At 67.9% G+C, this 20,515-nt stretch carries 9 protein-coding genes; 6 read left to right on the top strand and 3 right to left on the bottom strand.

What is annotated here, in order from left to right; translation table 11 throughout:
• Window positions 1–37 precede the first annotated feature (37 nt).
• Window positions 38–10,414 carry an isopeptide-forming domain-containing fimbrial protein gene (locus ABIB25_RS00215; RefSeq protein WP_354526392.1) on the bottom strand — a complete coding sequence of 3,459 codons (10,377 nt, stop codon included), beginning with the start codon at window positions 10,412–10,414 and terminating at the stop codon, window positions 38–40.
• 552 nt (window positions 10,415–10,966) lie between these two features.
• On the opposite strand from ABIB25_RS00215, the gene ABIB25_RS00220 reads away from it, so the two are divergent.
• On the top strand, window positions 10,967–11,122 hold the full coding sequence (locus ABIB25_RS00220) for a TMEM175 family protein (RefSeq protein ID WP_354526393.1): 156 nt from the start codon (window positions 10,967–10,969) through the stop codon (window positions 11,120–11,122).
• A gap of 747 nt (window positions 11,123–11,869) precedes the next feature.
• Here the strand turns inward: ABIB25_RS00220 and ABIB25_RS00225 are convergent.
• Together ABIB25_RS00225 and ABIB25_RS00230 are read right to left on the bottom strand one after the other, a co-directional pair.
• Window positions 11,870–12,337: an amino acid-binding ACT domain-containing protein gene (locus ABIB25_RS00225; protein WP_354526394.1), complete on the bottom strand. Its 468-nt coding sequence runs from the start codon at window positions 12,335–12,337 to the stop codon at window positions 11,870–11,872.
• Window positions 12,334–12,801 carry an OsmC family protein gene (locus ABIB25_RS00230; RefSeq protein WP_354526395.1) on the bottom strand — a complete coding sequence of 156 codons (468 nt, stop codon included), beginning with the start codon at window positions 12,799–12,801 and terminating at the stop codon, window positions 12,334–12,336. Before ABIB25_RS00230 ends, ABIB25_RS00225 begins: the two co-directional genes overlap by 4 nt.
• Before the next feature lie 65 nt (window positions 12,802–12,866).
• Here ABIB25_RS00230 and ABIB25_RS00235 point away from each other — a divergent pair, with 65 nt between their 5' ends.
• From ABIB25_RS00235 to ABIB25_RS00255, 5 genes are all read left to right on the top strand, one after another.
• Entirely contained in the window at window positions 12,867–13,547 is a 681-nt protein-coding gene (locus tag ABIB25_RS00235) for an ArsR/SmtB family transcription factor (protein WP_354526396.1), read from the top strand.
• 509 nt (window positions 13,548–14,056) lie between these two features.
• On the top strand, window positions 14,057–15,064 hold the full coding sequence (locus ABIB25_RS00240) for an ABC transporter ATP-binding protein (RefSeq protein WP_354526397.1): 1,008 nt from the start codon (window positions 14,057–14,059) through the stop codon (window positions 15,062–15,064).
• Complete coding sequence (locus tag ABIB25_RS00245) at window positions 15,061–16,440, top strand: ABC transporter permease (RefSeq protein WP_502919710.1); 1,380 nt, start codon at window positions 15,061–15,063, stop codon at window positions 16,438–16,440. The genes ABIB25_RS00240 and ABIB25_RS00245 overlap by 4 nt, the downstream gene beginning before the upstream one ends.
• 3 nt (window positions 16,441–16,443) lie before the next feature.
• The gene (locus ABIB25_RS00250; RefSeq protein WP_354526398.1) at window positions 16,444–19,218 is read left to right on the top strand and encodes a bifunctional YncE family protein/alkaline phosphatase family protein; all 2,775 of its coding nucleotides are present in this window, start codon (window positions 16,444–16,446) and stop codon (window positions 19,216–19,218) included.
• Window positions 19,219–19,448: 230 nt separating this feature from the next.
• A complete protein-coding gene (locus ABIB25_RS00255) occupies window positions 19,449–20,486 on the top strand; it encodes a metallophosphoesterase (protein ID WP_354526399.1) in 1,038 nt (345 codons plus the stop codon).
• The last annotated feature ends 29 nt before the right edge of the window (window positions 20,487–20,515 follow it).

Raw genomic sequence — 20,515 nt, forward strand, 5'->3', positions numbered from 1 at the left:
TTTGCCGATCATCGCCTTGCGGACGCAGCCGTGTCTGTCAGTGTCTGCGGCGCAGCCCTGGGCGACCGCTCAGGCACAGGGCAGCACCGGCCAGCAGCAGCAGAGTTGCGATGAAGAGCATTGGGGCTAGGTCGACTCCGGTGTTGGGCAGCCGACCGGGCGGTCTTGTTGGCGTCGTCACGGGCGTCGTCGATATCGGTGTGGTGCTGCTGACCGTGGTGGTGGTGGTGGTGGTGGTGGCGGCGGTGGTGGTCGGCGGTGTGGTGACCGGTGGCAGGGGGGGCACGAAGTACGTTGCGGCGGCCACGGCGATGGTCGGACCGGTGCTGGCGCGCAGCGTCGCCCGGTTCACCAGGGAAGTCCCCGCCGAGGCGGATACGGTGGTCCGGATGGTCACCGCGGTAGTGGCCCGCACCTCGAGGGTGCCGGCGAAGGTACAGACCACTGCGCTGCCCGCGCCCCGGCACGACCAGTCCGCCGGGCCGTTGAAGTCTCGGTAGGCAAGACCCTGTGGTAGGTGATCCGTCACGGTCAGCGGTGCGGTGGACGCGTTGGGTCCCGAGTTGGTGACGGTCAGCCGCCAGGAGAGCAGCCCGTCGGCGTCCGGGCCGGTCCCGACCAGAGCTTTGGTCAACCCCAGCCCGACCAGCGGCGTGACGGGTGTGGTCACCGTCGAGGTGTCGTTGCTCGGGTTGGTGTCCTGCGCCGCGGCGGTGACCGTGGCGCTGTTGGTCACGTTGGGGTAGGCCGAGGGGCCGACCTGCACCGTGACGTCGATGACGGCGGTGGTGCCGGCGGCCAGCGATCCCGGCAGTCGGCAGCTGATCGTCGCGGCGATCAAGCAGCTGGTCTGTGCCGCGACCCCGGGGGCTTGGGCGCCCACGACGGACACGCCGCGCGCGCTCACCGCGGTCAGACCGGTCGGCAGCTGATCGGTGACGGTGACGACGCCGGGCGCCTCGGTTGGTCCGTCGTTCGTGACCGTCAGCCGGTAGGTGGCCTGCTGGCCGACGACCAACGATCCGATCAGCGTCTTGGTGATCGACAGGTCGTCGAGCGCCGGGACCACAACTGGGTCGTCGGTGGTGTTGTTGGCGGACAACGGGTCCGGAGTCTTCGAGGATACGGTCGCGACATTCGTCACCCCCGGATACGCATGCTTGGTCACGGTCGCAGTGACGGTCAGCTGCTGCTCGGCCCCGCCCTGTGCTGTCAGCGGCGCCAGCCCGGTCGGCGAGTCGAGTGTGCAGTTGACCTGCTGGCCGGTGACGGTGCAGGTCCAGCCGGCGGCGGAGGCGGACAGCGGTGCGAGCCCGACCGGCATCGTGTCCTGCACCACGACGTTCCTGGCAGTGGAGGGGCCCTTGTTGGCCACAGTTAGCGTGAACGTGATGGGATTTCCGACCCGCACGGCGGCCGCATCGTGCGACTTGACGATCGACAGGTCCGCCTGCGGTCCGACCGGGACGGCTTCGTCGGTGCTGGTGTTGTTGCCCGCCGGGTCGGTGGCATCCGGGTCGGAGGTGGTTCCGGGGTGCACTGTGGCCGCGTTGTTCAGCGACCCGGTGGCTTCGACCGCCACGGCGGTGGTGACGGTGATCGGTGAAGCTGCACCGAGCAGCAGATCGGCCGGTGCAGCCGCGGTCCCCGCCGTGCAGGTGAGCAGTTGCCCGACGGCAGTGCACTCCCAGCCGTCGCCGGTGGCACTGATCAGGGTGACCCCGGTCGGTAGCGTGTCGGTGACGGTGATCGGGTTCGCCAGGGAGGCGCGGGATACCGAGGGCCCGAGATTGCTCACCATCAGCGACCAGCTGAATTGCTGCCCTGGTACAGCGGTTGCGCCCGGCTCGTGGGACTTGACGATCGCCAGGTCCGCCCGGGTATCGAGCGGTGCGACGTCGGTCGCCGTATCGGTGCCGGCCAGATCAGGCGTCGTGCTGGCGGTGATCTCCGCGGTGTTGGAAAGCGTGTGCACGGTCGGGTCGTTCAGGTCCGCATCGCCAAGGGTGATGGGATCAATTAGCCCGGTCAAGGTGATCGGGTGGTCCCCGACGGTCAGCGGTGCGGTGGCCTGGCACAGCACTGTCCCGATGACTGCGCCTGCGGCGCAGGTGAAGTCCGGCGAGGTGGCGCCGGAGTACGTGACCCCGGCCGGGAGGGTGTCGGTCACCGTGATCGGTGAGCCGGCAGCGGCGAACGAGTCCGACGGCCCGGCATCGGTCACCGTGATGGTCCAGTTGAACGGGGCCCCGGCCACTGCCCTGGCACCGTCGGCGTGGGTCTTGGTGATCGACAGGTCGGCCCGGGTGGCGACGTCGGCGGGATCGCTGGTGTTGTTGTCGGCCGCAGCGATCCCGCCGGTCGGTTCTCTGGTGGCCCCGGCAGCGATCGAGGCGGTATTGGTCACGGTTCCGCGGACCGAGGGCGCGACAGCAACCCGGATCGGGAATGCGACCGACTGGGATCCGGCCGGCAGGTTCACCGCCAGATCGGTGGTGCGCGTGCAGATCACCGTGGCGGCCGGTGTCCCGGCGACGCAGCTGAATCCGGATTCCGTACTACCGCCGGAGACGAAAGTCGTGCCGGCCGGCAGGGTGTCGGTCACGGTGATCGGGTTATCGACGTTCGCCTGGGACACCGAGGGGCCCAGGTTGGTGACGGTCAACGTCCAGTCGAAGTTCTGTCCGGCCGTCGCGGTCGCGGTGTGCGACTTGACGACGGTGAGGTCCGCGGTGGTGGTCACCGGGACGTCGTCGGAGGCGGTGACGGGGACGGCCGGATTCTGCGGGGTTCCGGTGGCGACAGCGGCGTTGTTCGTCAGCGAGGTGCTGAGCACCCCGGAGCCGATCGCCACCGACAGCAGCAGGGCAGGTGCCGCACCGCCGGCCGGGATGGAGGGGGTGCTGCCGTCGAGGGTGCAGGTGATCACCTGACCGGCTGCGGTGCAGGTCCATGGGCCTTGGTTGGACAGGTAGGTCATGCCGTTCGGCAGCGCGTCGGTGATGGTGATGGGGCCGCCGGCGTCGGAGGGGCCTGCGTTGGACGCGGTCAGGGTGAAGTTGACCGGATCACCGGCGGAAACGGGGTCACCGGTACTGTCATGGGTTTTCGTCAGTGAGACCCCGGCCAGTGTGTGGGCGGTGACGGTGTCCTCTCCGTGCCAGGCCGGAGGGCCGGCGCTGTGCGGGGTGGTCACCGTCAGATCAGCGGCGTTCACGAGCTGGGTTCCGGTCGGCGCCGACGAGACCGGATGTGCGGTCACGGTGATCGTCGAGGTGCCGGCCGCCACCGTCAGTTCGTCGCGAAGGCAGGTCAGGGTCGCGAGTGTGCAGCTCCAGCCGGGGCCGGACAACCCGGTGACGACGAGACCGGGATCCGGTGTGTCGACCACGCTCAGTCCCCGGGCGGTGCCCGGGCCGGCATTGACGACACCGATGGCATAGGTGACGTCGGTGCCGGCGACGACGGTCGCGCTGGCCGCGGTCTTGGTGATCGAGACGTCGGCCAGTTCGGCGATCGGCGTGTCCCTGGTGACGGTGTCGTTTTCCGGGACCGGGTCGAACACCGGCCCGGACACGGTGGCGCGGTTGACCACGGTTCCGACGGTCTGCTCGTCGACCAGGACGGGAGCATCGATCGGGGCGGCGAGGTTGTTTCCCGACGCGTTGGTCCCGATGGTGGCTGCACGGCTGCAGGTCACGGTGGCCGAGCCGGTCAGGGTGCAGGTCCAACCCGCACCGGCCGGGAGGTTGGCCGGATCGAAGGTCAGCCCGGCGGGCAGGGTGTCGATCACGATGGTGGGGCCGACCGCCACCGACGGGCCGAGGTTGTGCACCTGGAGGCGGTAGATCATGGTGCGCCCCGCGACGGCGGCGGTGGTGATCGTCTTGTCCAACGTCAGGTCGGCCTGCCCGGTCACCGCTGAGTCGTCGGAGGTGGTGTTGGAGGTCGGGCCCGGATCAGGCGTGTCCGCGGACACGGTGGCCGAGTTGACGATGTTGGTGGCCGTGTCGAAGTTGTCGGCGACATGGACGGAGATGCGGACGGTATCGGTCACCGGCGACCCGACGCCCGGCCCGGCGATGGCGCCGGCGAGCGAGCAGGTCACCCGTTGGCCGGCGGTGAAGCAGTTCCAGGTACCGGACACGGAGGTGAACGTGCCGTTGGAGGACAGGAAGGCCGGCAGGGTGTCGGTGACGACCACGCCGACGGCGTCGGACGGTCCGTAGTTGGTGACGGACAGCTCGTAGATCCGGTCGGTGCCGGCGACGATCTGCTGGGTGTCCTTGCCGACCAACACCTTCGAGACACCGAGGTCGGCCTCCAGATCGGGAGTGGTCGTGACGGTGGCGGTGTCGACCCCGCCGGACGACTCGTTGTCCGGCGTGTCGCCGGGTGCCACTGCGGCGGTGTTGACCACGGCGGACGTCCTGTCCGCCGGGATCCGCACGGTCACGGTCAGCGGGGCGGTGCCGGCCGAAGCGGCCAACGTGGTGGTCCAGCGACAGGTCAGCACCCCGGAGACCGGTACGTCACAGCTCCAGCCGGTACCGGCTGCGGAGACGAAAACCGTTCCACTGGGCAGCGTGTCGGTGACGATGATCGGAGAACCGTTGTTGGCCAACGACACCGAGGGTCCGAGATTGGTGACACCGATGGTGTAGCCGGCGTTCGCCCCGGCGGTCAGCGTGCCGTTCAGCGTCTTGGTGATCCTCAGGTCACCTTCGGTCACGACGGTCCCGCTGGCCGAATCAGTGTTGTTGGTGGTGTCGGGATCGAACGTTCGGTCGGTGATGGTGCCGGAATTGCTCGCGGTGGAACCCGAGATCGCATCCGGCGGGACGATGACGTTCACGGCCACGGCCGGGAACGGCCGGCCGGCTGCAAGCACCTCGTTCCCGTCCGTCCGGGTGCAGGCGACTGCGCCGCTACCGGCATCGGTGGTGCAGGACCACCCGGGGCCTGTCGCCGAGACGAGCGTGAGGGGGGCGCCGGCGGTGCCGCCGGGCGGGGTGAGGGTGGTCGGCACGGTGTCGGTGAGGTTGAACGGTCCGACGGCCGTGTCCGGGCCGTTGTTCTTGGCCGTCAACGTCCAGCTGCCCTGGCCACCGGCAGTGAAGGTGCCGGCGGTCTTGGTGATCTGCACGTCGGCTGCGGCGATCAACGCCACTGCGCTGCCGGTGCCGGTGCCGTACTGGCCCGCGGCGTTGCCCGTGGCGTTGGTCGCGTCGTTGCCGGTGGCGGTGAGCGTGTTCGTGTTCGGGCTGGCGGTTCCGGTGGACGTCGGCGCGTCGGGACCGGGGGTTGCATCCAGCGTGATGGTGACGGTCTGACCGGGCGCCAGGCCTGCGGTGGCGGGGTTGCCCTGCAGGGGTGCGAGGCCGGTCCAGGTCAGCGTCGGCCCGTCGGTGGGGGTGGCCGCCCCGATGGTCGGTTCCAGGGCGACGGGGGTGCCGCCTGCCGTGGTGACCCTGGCCGAGCCGGCCCGGTAGGTCCAGTGCAGCGGGAGGACGTCGGTGCCGGTCAGGTGGTAGGCGCGTCCGGTGCCGGCGTTGGTCAGCGTCAGCTGCCAGGTGAACGGTGTTCCGGCGTAGGCGGGTCCGGTGGTGACGGCTGCCTTGGACGGCACGATCTTCGGGAAGTCCGGGGTCACCGTGCGGGACGCGGTGGTACCTGGTGTCGAGTGCCGACCACCGGAGTTCATCTGGCTGTAGACGTCGGTGACGGTGGCGGTGTTCCTCTGCCCCCCGGTGCCTAGGACGGCGGAGGGCGCCAAGGTCGCGTGATAGGTGATCGTGGCTGATCCACCGGCGGCCAGGGGGCCGGGTATCGACCAGGTCAGGGTGCCACCGGAGCCGTTGGCGTTCGTGCCGGATAGGGAGGTGCCGCCGGGCAGGGTGCTCGGGTCGATGGCGACGCCGCTGGGAATAGCGTCCTTGATCGTCACGTCGAAGGCCGGCCCGACGTTGGATTCACCGGTGTTCCGGTTGTTGGCGGTCAGCGTGTAGTCGAACGTCTGGCCTGGTTCCGGGGTGGTGTTGGACACCGACTTGGCCAGGTGGATCACCGGTTCGGTGACGACGACCGTTGCGCTGGCGGAGATGTCGGTCGGGATGAACGGAGGCATGCCGCCACCGGACGTCGAGTTCCAGGCGATCGACGCGCCGTTGGTGACGACGGCGTTCCTGATGACGGACGGCACGTCGGCGAGTGCCGCGGTATAGGTGAGCGTGATGGTGCGTACCTGCGGTTGGGCCAGCAGATCGCCGAGGTCCCAGGTGGCCAGCGTGCCAGTACCGGAGGCGGCCGTCGTCGGAGCGTTGGACGGCAGGACGCATGTTCCCGGAGTCTGGGTGCAGTTGAGCGACACGGTGGTCAGCGTCGCGGCGTCCAGACCGACCGGCAGCAGGTCCCGCAGGACCGCGTGGTAAAGGTTGACCTCGGCCGGGATCTGGGCGGTCACGGTGAACGTGACCGTCGATCCGACGTTGGCACTGCCCGCGCCCGCCGTCTTGGAGAGCGCGGGGGTGGTGACCTTGACCGACTGGCTGTCCGATGCGGTGTACTCGCGGGCGCCGTCCGGCAGCGGCGACTGCGGCGTCGTCCGGACTCCTGCGATCGAGGCTCCGCTGAGGTTGGCGGTGTTCAGGTAGGTCTTGCCAGCGGCTGCGGTTGCTTCGATGGACACCGTGTAGAAGAGCGACGCGCTGACGCCGCCCGCCAGATCACCGACGTGCCAACCGATCCGGGTGGTTCCGGTGGCGCATCCGTTTTCGCCGCTGCCGGTTCCGGTCCCAGCGATGGGGCTCTCTGCCGAGCCGACAGCCGGGCCGCCGGAGACGTAGCCGGTGACCTGCAGACCGGCCGGGACGCAGTCGAGCACCCAGTTGTCGTAGGCCGTGGGTCGGCCGGCGGTGTTACCGGCCGTGAGCTGGTAGGTGATGCTCTGACCGGCGGTGTACGGACCGGCGGGCGAGACCGACTTGCTCAGCGTCGGGAGCGGTGCCACCACCGTGGAGGTCGCCGAACGGGTGACGCTGGCCGGGGTGCCGCCGACCGGGGTGTACGCGAACGCAGCGGTGTCGTCTCGGGTGTCCCCCTGGCCACCGACCGCACTGGTGAACCGGCCCGTCAGAGTGAGAAGGAACAGTTGATCGATCGCGGTGGCGTTGGTGTAGGACGCCGGGAAGGTCAGCACACCCGAACTCGGGTCGAGCGAGAAGCCACCCGGGAGCGCGGTCGTCGTGCCTGGGTCGGACGCGTCCGGGGCCAGCGCGGCGGTCGGTGGGTGGGCGGCATTGAGCAGTTCCAGCCCATTGGCCGGCAACGTGTCCGCCAGTGTTGCCGAGGTGACGGTCAGTCCGGCCGGCACCACCGCCCCGATGGTGAAGGTGAGCGTTTCGCCCACTGCGGCCTGGGAGGCGCCGTTGTTACCGGATTCGGTGATGGCGCTGGTGATTGTCTTCGTCGCCGACGCGGTTGAGGTGTAGACGTCCGAGCTGTCGGAGACCGCCGGGGCCTGCTGGGATGCCACGGGCACATCGGTGTCGATGTTGCCTGCCGGGTAGTAGGTGATGCCGTCCGGCTGGTCGTCGGAGTCGGCGGTGTAGCTGGAGACGTAGGCCGTGTTGGTCACGTCGATCGCCGGGCCGACCTGCGGCACGGTGACGGTGTAGTCCAACCTCGTGGAGCCGCCGGCGGCGAGGCTGCCCGGAATGGTCCAGCGGATGATGGACCGGCCGGTGACGGACGGGTGCCATTCGTTCAGTGCACCGGCGTCCCGGCACTCCTGGCCGAAGGTGGCGCTCGCGGTGACGTCGGCGCAGGTGAAGGGCGCGGGCAGGACGTCCCACACGCCGATGTTGGACACACTCCGGTCGGTGCCGGTCGCGGCCGCACCTAGGTGCGAGAGGTCGATGCGGAAGTCGACCACGTCACCCTGCTTGACCTGTTGGTGGTCGGTGTCGGCGACATTCTCCGGACTGGGCAGACCGTTGATCGAGGCAACCCCCTTCGTCACCGACAGCCGGACCGCGGGGGCGATGGCGAAGTTGACCTGGTCGCGGAGCGAGACCACCTTGCCGGCAGAGTTCTGCTGGCGAAGTTTCATCAGGTTGCCGGTGATGTCCACCGCTCCGGGGTTCGCCGGGTCGGTGACGCGGACCGCGACCCTGGCAACGAAGGTCTGGCCCGGATCCAGCAGGCGTGCATTCCCCGAGGTGCGACCCAGGGCCCAGCTGATGCTGCCGGCAGTGGCAGTCGACGCGTCCAGCAGGATCTGACCGGTGGGCACCGTGTTGTCCGGACCGATGGTCGCGGCGACGAAGGTGGTGCCCTGCGGTAGGAAGTCGGTGACCGCGGCGTTGCGGGTGAACGTCCCGGTGGCGAACGTGACGCGCAGTTCGAAGCAGACGAGATCCCCCAGGGCGAAAGTGGTGCGGCCGGCGGGCAGCGCCGGATTGGTGGGATTCGCGTAACCCGTTCCGGCGCAGGAGTAGTCCGTCGCCGGCGCGACCGGGAGTGGCTTGATCAGCTTCTTGATCGCCGAGCCGCCGCTGACCAGTTGGGCGGAGGAGGTATCCGTGACCGCGAGCTGGCCGGTTTCCGGGCTGGTTCCGATCGGGGTCGTCGTCGCGGCCAGCGAGACGGTGTTGGTGAAACTGTCGCCGGCGCTGGTCTCGGTACCGGCCAGGGTGCCGCCACCCGGGTACCTCGGGAGCATCCGGGCCGGATAGGTGATGTGCACACTCGACTGGTCGGTCAGGTTGGCGATGGGGGAGAAGGTCATCGTGAACACACCGGAGGCCGGATCAAAGGTCACACTCCTGTAGCTGATGGCCGGTCCGGCATCGATGGTCGGGCCCCGGTTGTCGTCGACGCATCCCGTGACGCCGTTCAGCGACGGGTTGGCCGCCACCAGGGTGGCCCACTGGCTGGTGCTGACCAGCGGGCAGACCCCGTTGTCCAGCTGGTCGGTGAGCACGATGCCCTGCGCCGAGGTGTACTCGGACGTGTCGACCTCGAGCGAGTAGGTGGCGATGCCGTTGATGGTGAACGCGTCCTGCTTGCTCGCCGCACCACCGACCGTCTGCACGCTCTTGAGCACCCGGACATCCTTGGCGGTGACGGTGTGCGTGTCGTTGTCGCTCACCGCGGTGCCGTTGGCTCCCGTCGGGTCGCTCGGTGTCGGGCCGGTGTAGGTGCCCGAGACGGCGGCTGAATTGGTGACCACCTGACCGCCCCCGGACTGTCTGGTGGACGCCCCCGTGTTGTTGTCCAGGTTGGCGCCCTGGTCGCCCGACGCCGGGGTGGGCGCACCGCCGGGGAACGTCAAGGTGTTGTCCCGCAGCGGAATCGCTGCGACGTAGCGGATCGTGTAGGTCTCGTCCGGTTGTAAGGTCGGCACCGTCCAGGTCACCTTGGTGAAGATCCCGATCAACCCGGGAATCGGGTTGTCGACCGTCTGGACGGAGGTGGCCTGGCGGCAGCTGTCCGCCGGTATCCGTCCAACGCCCAGCGGGCCCGATCCCGGGTACTCGACCGCGCCGCTGTTGTCGGTGGTGCCGCAGGCGAGGTACTCCAGATTCGCCGGTAGGTAGTCGACGACCTGGTTGTTCGTCGTCGCGTGGTCGCTGTTGTTGATGACCAGCAGGGTGTATACCGAATGGTCCTTGTGCACGCCGCGAAGCAGTTTGCCCTCCGGGCTCGCGTCATCGGACTTCGTGATGGTGATCGCGGACATCGTGGTGCTGGTCGACCGGGCGGGTCCGATGGCGGTGCTCCCGCTGTCGACCGGAACCCCGGCCGCGGTGAATTTGGGGACGAGCCGCGGGTTGGTCGAGGCGAAGTCCTGGGCGTTGTTGCCGACCGTCGACCCGACCGGGTAGAGGGTCTGGTCCGGGACCACGAGGTAGTTCAGGGTCACCGTCCCATCCAACGGAAGATCCGCGACGTTGCTCCAGATCAGGGTCTGCTGCGGGATCAGCGGCGAGCCGGGATTGGGGAAGTGGACCTGTGCGGTGACCACCTTCGGATCCCCGACGTCGGCCGGGGTCGTCGACCCGGGCTTGTAACTGACTCCGGGGGGAAGGACGTCGCGGAACGCGACGTTGTACTGCTGCACTGCGTTGGCGGAACCCGACGGGTTGGTAGCCGAAAGCGCATAGGCGACAGGGCTTCCAGCCAGCACTGATCCAGGGCCCGTCTTGTTCAGTCCGATCGTCGAGGCGGCGGCGGCGGAAGCCTCCGGTGCGTTCACCACCCAAGGCACCACCACCGTGGCAAGCACCAGGGAGACGGCGGCGACCTGGGCGAGCAGACGTTGCCAGGTGTGCCCGGAAGCGTGCCGCGCCCGGTGGAATGACCTCCCACACCGCCGAACATCCGCCCAGAAGGCACGCCCGACAGCCGTCATTGGACCTCCACGGATGATGACCCGACGGTGTGACCCCGCGGTCGCTGGTACCAGTTGAACATGTACTCCTGACCACCAGTTGAACACGAGCTCCGCACAACGCCCTACGAGCCCACAAGCAGGGACCGCGCAATGCGACGGACGAACAAGAAATTGGGGCGTCGCTGGGGCTCGCAGCAGGCGCAACCGGCACTCAGGCGGGTGGCCGACGCCCGAACGATGGGCAACAACCGACAGGTTCTCACCAACCAAGCTCACGCTGGGTAGTGGCGTGCCTCGAAAGGCTGATTCTTCAGCGCTTCCGGCACGACCGAATGGCCGGATCTGAACGGACGAGCATCGGCGGTCGCGAAGGCCGTGATGCTGAAAATGCTTCGCGGCAAGCTCGAGGCCGATCCCGCGCAGCCGCGCCCTCTGCTGATCGTTCGCGGAGTCGGCTACCGGTTTCAGGCCTGAGCCCGGCCAACGGGTTCACCTGCACTCCGATCGACTCCCGCCTTCAAGACGGCACGCACTGGTTGATGGGTGCGGGCCAGTGGTCGGTTTGACAGGATGCGTCCATGGACGAGAGCCGCACGGAGGCCTTCCAGCGACGGTGTCCTTGCGGTGGCCATCACGTTGCTGGTGCTGGATCTGCATGTCGAGGCCACCGGTGAGGGGAGTCTGGCTGGTCAGCTCGGGCGCAACCGGCCCAACTTTGCCGCCTAACTGGTGAGCCTCTTCGTTGCCGTTCACCACCTCTACCCTGGCTACTTTTCTTGCCGGCGGCGGTGCCGACGCTCGGTAGGCCGTTCTGCTCTGCGGCATCTCCAACATCGGAATGGCCTTCAGCTACCGCGATGCTCCGCCGGGTGATCGACCGCGTTCATGGTCGCCTCGGCAGCCACCATCACTGACCTTGTCACCGACATCTTGAAACCGCTGATCGGCCTTGAGCGACCGCCGTCGTTGAGCATGGTGTGTTGGTCACCTCTGCGTCATCGCCCGCCGCGTCTACCGTCGACGACCGACCAACGATAGGAGCAGGAGTGGTTCTGCCCAGTCGGCCCGCCGGTCGGTCCTGCCGTCGACGATGCCTGGGCTGGGTCTGCTGAATCGGGATGACGGTCCGGGCCGGAGATCGACCTCAGCGAGGCGCTGGTTCTACGCCTGGCCGAACCGAAGCGTCCTCCATTACCGTCGGCCACACCCATCATCACGCAGGCCATCTTTTGCGTATTCCGTTGGCGACGATGAAAAGTCGCGTTCCGAGCCGACCCCAACGGGAACATGTTTCACGCGGAGAGCTGCCGGCGTCCCATCGCCGCGTCGGTCGGCGGCATAGGCGACCACACTGTATTCCGCACCGCGATCAGCATTACCGCTCCGGCGACCCCGCCCGGTGCTTCTCCGCAGGCGAATGCTGACATCTATTCGTCGGCCCCCTCGGGCGAGACCCGGCGCACAGCAATAGATCTATCTCACAGAGGGTGCCGCGCCGTCGGAGACCGCCTGAGCCCCCGGGCTCGGAAGCAGAAAGGCCCGCGTTGACCATGCTTCGGCCACTTGTCGAGCTGCGGGTAGGTGGTGGGGTGGGACGACGAGAACGAGGTTGCGGTCGTGGTCGCTGTACTGGGTGTCGATGTTGACGCCGGCGTCGGCCATCAGACGGGTGAGTGTGCCGAGTTGTCCGGGGGTTCCCTGGTCGAGACGGAGCCTCACCACGTCGGAGATCGACGCCACGGGGAGGCCGGCGCCGAAGAGGGTAACGGCGGCGGTGTCTGCGTCGGAGATCAGGAAGTGGGCGATGCCGATCTCGGCGTGCGCGAAGACGCCTCCCCCTTCGATGCTGACGCTGGCGCGGCCCATCGTTTCTCCGAATTCGGCGAGTGCGCCGGGTCGGTTCGGCAGGTGCACGCAGATGTCGCGGAGTTCGCCTTTCATGCGGTGACGACCGTGGGTTGGACGATGACGTCGGAATTGAGGGTGTTGGCGATGTAGCAGCCGTGGTGCGCTTCTTGGACGAGTGGCTCGACCAGAGCGTGGTCGGTGTCGGTGGCGACGGTGATGACCGGTCGCAGCAGGATGTGGGTGATGCGCATCGGCTGCCCGGTGTCGCTCATCTCGCCGTGGGCGTCGTCGTCGTAGTCGAGGATTTCCAGGTGGTGCAGGGCCGCGACGGACAGGAAGGACAGCAGTTGGCAGGAGCTGGCGGCCATCACCAGCAGTTGCTCGGGGTTCAGGTACGCGGGGTCGCCGCGGAAGTGGGGGTCGGCGCTGAGCGGGACTTCGGGGGCGGGCGGCGCGACGGCTCGATGAAACCGCGTGTAGTTGCGGTATCCGGACTTGGTGCTGCCGGTCCAGAGGACGTGTGCGTGGTAGGTGTGCCGGTTCGTCGTCGTGGTCATCTGGCCACGGTAGGACCGGAACGGTTCGGTGAGCGCCGAAAGGTGCCGGTCGTAGGGTGGGTCGTATGAGCCGCGATTTCACCGGGATCGGGCGGGCCTTGGCCGCGCTGGCCCGTTCGAAGATTCTGGATCTGTTGATGGACGGATCGGCCCGCCCGGCCGGTGAACTGTCCGCCGCCGCCGGGGTGGGCGCCTCCGCGACCAGCGAACACTTGGCTGTGCTGCTGGAGGCGGGGCTGCTCAGCTGCGTCATCACCGGTCGGCAGCGGTTCTACCGGATCGCGACGCCGTCGATCGCGGCCGCGGTGGAGCACATCGGCCGGTTGTGCCCGGAGCTGCCGGTCAGCTCGTTGCGTCTATCCAGGGCCCAGCGCGATCTGGCGCAGGCTCGGCTGTGCTACGACCATCTCGCCGGCCGGGTCGCGGTATTGCTGACCGACAGCTACCTGGATCGCCGATGGCTCGAAACAGAAAGTCTGGCGTTGACCGAGGCCGGTGAGCGAGGCTTCCTCGAGCTGGGGGTCGACATCGCGGCGCTGCGAGCGGGTCGACGTCAACTCTGTCGGTCGTGTCCGGATTGGACGGAGCGACGACCCCACCTGGCCGGCTCGCTCGGAGCCGCCGTGGCGGAGCTGTTCCAGCAGAGGGCATGGGCGCACCGGCGCGGCTCCGGACGTGGCCTGATCATCACCGACATCGGTGTTGTCGCCCTCGAGAAGCAACTCGGCGTTCACCTGCCCGCCTGACCTGCGCGAAGGTGAGTCGGTCCACGACCCTGGCGCAGACTCGTTCCCGCACCCCCCGCGCCTGACTCAGCCCCGAAACAAGCGCCCCGACGGACACCTCGACGTAGAACGAGGGCACCGGGCGGGGGAGTCGTGGGTTGTCCAGCCGGGCCGGGTCTGAAGCCGCCCTAATTATCTGTGGTTCGTTTCCCTGCTGTTCTCATTCCGTTGGCCGGATGGTCGAGCGTGCTTCTTATCGTCGGCTCAATGATGATTCACAGGTTGGCACGCGTGAGTCCGACGTGTGGCCCGCTGAACCCACAAGCTGGTATCCGTGCGAGATGTGCTGCTGTGGCGGTACTCCCGGGCAACTGCGGCAACGCGGTGCAGAGGACCCGGCAGATCGAACGGCACCGGCTCTTTCGGAGCGTTGATCGGCGGCTTTGTCAGACAATACAACTCAATACGGACATTAATACCGTTTCAGGTTTGATGGACATCAAGGGTTTTATGGACATCAAGGAGTGCACATGCAGATAGGCCCCGCCGTGCGTGCACGCGGTATCGTCAAGTCTTTTGGTGCTGTCATCGCACTGGACGGCGTGGACATTGACATCGCCGAAGGCCACGTCCATGGCCTGGTCGGCCCGAATGGCGCCGGCAAGACGACTCTGCTGGGCCTGCTCCTCGGCCTGGCCGTGGCTGACAGCGGAACGCTGGAGGTGCTGGGCCGGCCGGTGCGCCGCGCGCTCGCCCTGCCCGACGGTGTTGCGGGCTTCGTCGACGGGCCGGGTCTCTATCCCTCGCTGACCGCACGGCAGAACCTTGTTGCCCTGGCGTCGCTGCGCGGCGACCGCAAGCCCGGCATCGACGATGCCCTTGACACTGTTGGCCTGACGGACGTCGCAGACGACCGCGTGCGTGGCTTCTCCCTCGGCATGCGTCAGCGCCTCGGGCTCGCCGCCGCCCTGCTGTCCCGGCCGCGTCTTCTCGTGCTCGATGAACCGGCCAATGGCCTCGACGCCGCCGGGACCCGCCACGTCCACCGGGTACTGGGTCGCCTCGCGGCCGGCGGCGCGTCGGTGGTGATGTCCAGCCATCGCATGGATGACCTGACGGCCCTGTGCACCGAGGTCAGTCTGCTGGCCAGTGGCCGGGTGGTGTTCTCCGGGCCGGTGAGCAAGCTCGCCGCGGAGACCGGAGCGATCGACTACCGGCTGCGCACGTCCGACGGCGCTGCCGCCCGGCGGCTTGCCGAGAGCACTCCGACTGTCCGGGTGCTCCCCGACGACGACCTGCTGCAGCGTCAGGACGCCCAGGCCCTGCTCGTCCGGGGGTCTGTCGCGTCATTGGACGACCTCGTCGCCCGACTTGTCGGCCTTGGAGTGGCCGTCCGCGAGCTCTGCCCGGTCGTGTCGCCCCTCGAGGCCGCCTACCTCGCCCTGACCGGGACCGAGGAGGACCGCGGCGGCGACGGCCCGCCATCGTCGCCAGGCCAGGGGTCCGATGACCGAACCGACGACGGGATCAACCGGTGACTGCCCAGACCGACGCCCTGCCTGGCGAGGCGGCGACGCTTCCGCGGCCCGATGCCGCGCCCGCCCCGCTGTGGCGTGGCTACCGTTTCGAGCTGGTGAAGCTGTTGTCGCAGTGGCGACTTCGAGTCGTAGCCCTTGTCTGCTGGCTGGGGCCCGGGTTGGTGGTGGCCGTCATCAGCACAGCGACCACGTTGCCGACCGACACCGTTTTCGGGCGCTGGATGGGCCAGACCGGGTGGGCCGGGTCGCTGGTGGTGCTGTCTTTCGCGTGCGCGTGGGTGTTGCCGCTGCTGACCTCGCTGGTCGCCGGCGACGTGTTCGCCGCGGAGGACCGGCAGGGGACCTGGCGGCACCTGCTGGTAGCCGTGCGCTCACCGCGAAGGATCTTCCTCGCCAAGGCACTCGCCAGCCTCACGGTGGTGCTTGCCCTCGTCGTTGGCCTCGCGGTGTCCAGTGTCGTCGGCGGCCTTGCGGCAGTCGGCGGCCGGCCTTTGGTCGGGCTGGACGGCCAGGTGCTGTCACCCGGCCACGCCGCGATGTCGGTGATGCTCGCCTGGGCGGTGGTGCTGGCACCGACCCTGGCCTTCTCCGCGGTCGGTCTGCTCGGTTCCGTCATGTTCGGGCGGTCGCCGATGGGTCTGCTGACACCGGTGGCGCTCGCGTTCGTGCTCGCCCTTGCCCAGCTGCTGCCGCTGCCCGTCCTGCTGCGCATCGCCCTACCCAGTTGGTCGTTCCTGGCCTGGCGGGGGTTGTTCACCGAGCCGGCACAGATCGGGCCCATCGTGGCCGGCGTGGTCGTCGACCTGGTGTGGGCGCTGCTGGCCGCGGTCCTGGCCTACGCGGTGTTCGTGCGCCGTGACTTCACCGACCCTGCCTACGACGGCGCGGGGCCTCGTACGGTCTTGTCGACCCTCGCTCCGCTGGCCGTGCTGGTGGCCGTCAGCGTGGCCGTGCTCGCCGCGGTGACTCCGACGTCGGGGTCGGGCATCGACCGGCCGAAGCTCGAACGCTCCCTCGCGACCGCCTACGGACATCTGTACCGGCTGCAGACGCGGGAGCTCGCCCGACCGGACGTGCCCGAGGCGCAGTTGAACGTCGGCGCGTCGTGCGACAAGGGTGGCGACCTCGTCGAGGACGCCGGACCCGGGAACGACTGGCGTTGCGTCGTCACCTGGCACATTCCTGGCGCCACGGCCGTCGGCTCGGCGGTCTACCAGCTCGACGCGACGCCCGACGGGCGTTACGTCGCCGACGGGGACGGTCCCCAGTCGGTCAACGGATTCTTCCAGGTGCGGACCCCTACGGGTGACGTACCGAATCCGCTATGGCAGTTCGACGGCTCCGTCGATCTGTTCACCGCCACCACGAAGGGTTGAACCATGCAGGTCACACGACAACGGCGGCCAGCCACACGGCGCCGCCTCGGTCGCCGATCGCGAATCGTCGCCGTCGGCACCACCGCGATCCTGATCGCCGGCGCCGGCGCCGCCTACGCGTCCACTTCGCAGTTCGGACACCGTGAGGTCGGCACGCAGTACAAGGACGGGCTGCAGATCTCGTCCGACCAGGTCATCGAGCCGCTCGGCGATCGCCTGTTCACCAAGTACGGCAAGTTCATGGCGTCGACGCCCAGCCCCGACGGGCGTTACCTTGCCGTCACGAGCACCGACAAAAGCGTTGTGCTGCAGATGTTCGACCTCAAGAACTACCGCCTCGTCTACACCGTCGGTTCGGCGACGTTCGCGAACCAGGCGACCAAGGACGGCACCGTCGGGCAGGGCGGGCCGGCGTGGTCGCCCGACGGCAAGGCGCTGTGGCTGCCGCAGGCCAACGGCCTCACCCGGTACCCGGTCAATGCCGGCGGCACGCTCGGCGCGCCGATGACCGTCACCCTGCCAACGGTGAACGGCGCAGCGCCGCTGCCGGGCAAGGCCGTCTACACCCCTGACGGCAGGGGCCTCTACGTCCCGGTCAACGGCCAGAACACCGTCGTCTCCCTCAACCCGGTCACCGGCAAGGTGCAACACACCTGGAACGTGGGCATCGCCCCGCGCGAGCTGGCCTTCGTCGGCTCGAAGCTGTACGTGAGCAACGAAGGTGGACGGTTCGCCAAGCCGGGCGAGACGACGATCAACTCCTACGGCACCCAGGTGCCCGCCGACCCGTACCTGGGAACGTCCACCACCGGCACCCTCAGCGTCATCGACACCACGTCAAGGTCGGCAAGCGTGAAGTCGATCGCGGTCGGACTGCACCCCACCGCGCTCTACATCAGCGGAAAAGCGCTGTTCGTCGCCAATACCAACAGTGACACCGTCTCGGTGGTCAACACCACGAACGACAAGGTCGTCCAGACCATCGCCACCCAGCCATGGACGAAGTCGACCGTCGGCTACGAGCCGACCGGCATTGCTCTGACCAAGGGCCACCTGCTCGTCACGTTGGGGCGTGCGAACGCTGTCGCGGTCTACCGCTACTCCGGCGCACCGCAGGACCCGGTGAGCTACCTCGGCCTGCTGCCCACCGACTACTACCCCGAGGACGTCACGGTCGCCGGCGGGCAGGTCGTGGTCACCAACACCCGCGGCATCGACGCCCGGGGGCCGGAGCTGACCGTCACCAAGGGCCAGGGCACCGTGCCGGCCACGGGACACGGCACCCACAGCACCACCGGATCGCTGACGAAGTTCACCTTGCCGACCGACCAGCAGATCGCGAAGGACACCGCCACGGTGTTCGCCCAGAACGGTTGGGGGACAACGGATGCAGCCCAGGCAAAGGGCCCGTCCAAGGCGCCCGTCGCAATCCCGACCCGGGTCGGTGACCCGTCCACGATCAAACACGTGTTCGTGCTGGTCAAGGAAAACCGCACCTACGACCAGGTGTTCGGCGACATCGCGAAAGGCAATGGGGACAGCACACTCGCACAGTTCGGTGCGAAGGTGACGCCCAACCAGCACGCGCTGGCCAACCAGTTCGGGCTGTACGACAACACCTACGACATCGGCACCAACTCCGCCGAGGGTCACAACTGGCTGATGCAGGGCGACAACCCGGAATACACCGAGTCCTCCGCCGGGGAGTACATCCGCAGCTACGACACCGAGGACGACGTCCTTGGTCACCAGCGTTCGGGCTTCCTCTGGACCTCCGCCCAGGACGCGGGAGCCACCGTGCGCAACTTCGGTGAGTTCACCCAGTTCGAGACCAAGCCCGCCGATGCGACCTGGCAGAAGTACTACTGCGCCGCCACCAACGTCGACCAGGGCGGCGACCCCGCCCAGCTGACCGACCCGGCGATCAAGCAGGACACGGAGTCACCGATTCCGTCGCTCAACGCGATCACGAACCACGACTACCCGAAGTTCGACACCGACATCCCGGACCTGTACCGCTACAACATCTGGAAGCAGGACTTCGAGAAGAACGGTCCTGCGAACCTGAACATGTTCTGGCTGTCCAGCGACCACACCGGCGGCACCCCGGACCCGCAGGCGCAGGTCGCCGACAACGACCTCGCCGTCGGCAAGATGGTGCAGGAGATCTCGCACAGCCCCTACTGGAAGGACTCCGCGATCTTCGTCGTCGAGGACGACAGCCAGGACGGCGTCGACCACGTCGACGGACACCGCGCACCGATCCAGATCATCAGCCCGTACGCGAAGCGCGGCGTCGTCGACAGCACCTACTACACCCAGATCACCATGGTGCGCACCATCGAGCAGATCCTCGGGGCGCAGCCGCTGAACCAGAAGCTCGCCGCCGCAACGCCCATGGCCGGCGCGTTCACCAACACGCCCAACCTGACGCCGTTCACCGCCGTCAAGAACCAGGTCCCACTCACCGAGGGCGTCAGCCCGGCACCGGCCTGCGGTACCGACCCCGTCGGCAGAACTGGGACTGCGGCGACCAGGGCGACGACCCCGGCCATCCCTGCTGCGCAGCAGGGTATTGCAGCGCTGTGGACGACCTGGGCCAAGAGCCAGCGCTTCACCGGCAACAGGGCCGTACCGGACTACGCCGACCCGGAGCAGATGAACCGCTACACCTGGTACCGGACCAACGGGTACACCAAGCCCTACCCCGGGGACCCGAGGATCTACCCCCCGGCCCAGGTCCCCGGCGCCTACATCCCAAGCTCGGACACCGAGTGAACTGACCCGCTCCAGTTGGCGCACCGACCACCAACACCACCGCGACCGCCCCGCCGGGATTGCCCGGCGGGGCGGTCGTGTCCACCGGCCGACCGATGTCAGCCATGACAACCCGATCCGGGTACACAGTTTTCCCGTGGGCATTCCCTCGGCTGGGTAACGGCCGGTGAACCCTGCCGATGGATCGACTGTGCCGCCAACGATCAATCCTCCCGTCTGATTGGAACTCCGTGAAATTCCTTCGATCGACTGCCGTCGCTGCCTGTGCTGCTGCCGCACTGACGCTGACGAGCTCCCTCAGTCCTGCCGCGGCCGGACCCGGCCATGACGACGATCATGGCCGGGATTCGTTCACCTTCGCGGTGATCGGTGACATTCCCTACGGCGATGCGCAGATTGCGAAGTTCCCTGCCGTGATCAAGCAGATCAACGCAGACCCCAAGGTCGCCTTGGTCGACCACCTCGGCGATATCAAAAGCGGATCATCGATCTGTTCTGATAGCTACTTCCAGCAGGTCAAGAAACAGTTCGACAATTTCGCGGACCCCTTGGTCTACACCGTCGGCGACAACGAGTGGACCGACTGCCACCGGCTGAACAACGGCGCGTACAACCCCCTGGAACGCCTGGCGAAAATTCGTTCGGTGTTCTTCGCCCACCCCGGACAAACCCTCGGCCGGCATCCGGCTCCGGTGAAATCTCAGGTAGCGCATGGGTATCCAGAAAATGTTGCCTACACCCGAGCCGATGTGGCGTTCGCGGCAGTGCACATCGTGGGCAGCAACAACAGTCTCGCCCCTTGGACCGGCAACATCGGACCGACACCGGAGCAGAGCGCCGAAGTGCTCGGCCGGACCGCGGCCGGTATCCAGCTGATTCGGGAAACGTTCGCCCGCGCCCGCGCCGAACACCAGCGGGCGGTGGTGCTGCTCACCCAGGCCGACATGTTCGACCCGACGGTCAGCAACCCGGTCTTCGCCGACTACTTCGCCTTCCAGCCCATCGTCGCCGCAATCGCCCAGGAGTCCGCAACCTTCCGCGGCCCGGTGTATCTGTTCAACGGCGACAGTCATGTCTACAACGACGACCACCCATTGGCCGTGGGTTCGAGCTGGCTGACGTTCTATGGAATCAGCACACCCGTGACCAACCTGACCCGGGTCACCGTCGACGGATCGACCGGTGTCGACAACTACCTGCGGGTCACCATCGACCCTCGTGACCGGAACGTCCTGAGCTGGACGCGCGTCCCGTTCACCGCTGGCTGAGCGGTCTACCGGGCCACCCCTTTTCGGTC

Origin of the sequence: Nakamurella sp. UYEF19 (genome assembly GCF_040546275.1) — a bacterium.
Taxonomy (GTDB): Bacteria; Actinomycetota; Actinomycetes; order Mycobacteriales; family Nakamurellaceae; genus Nakamurella.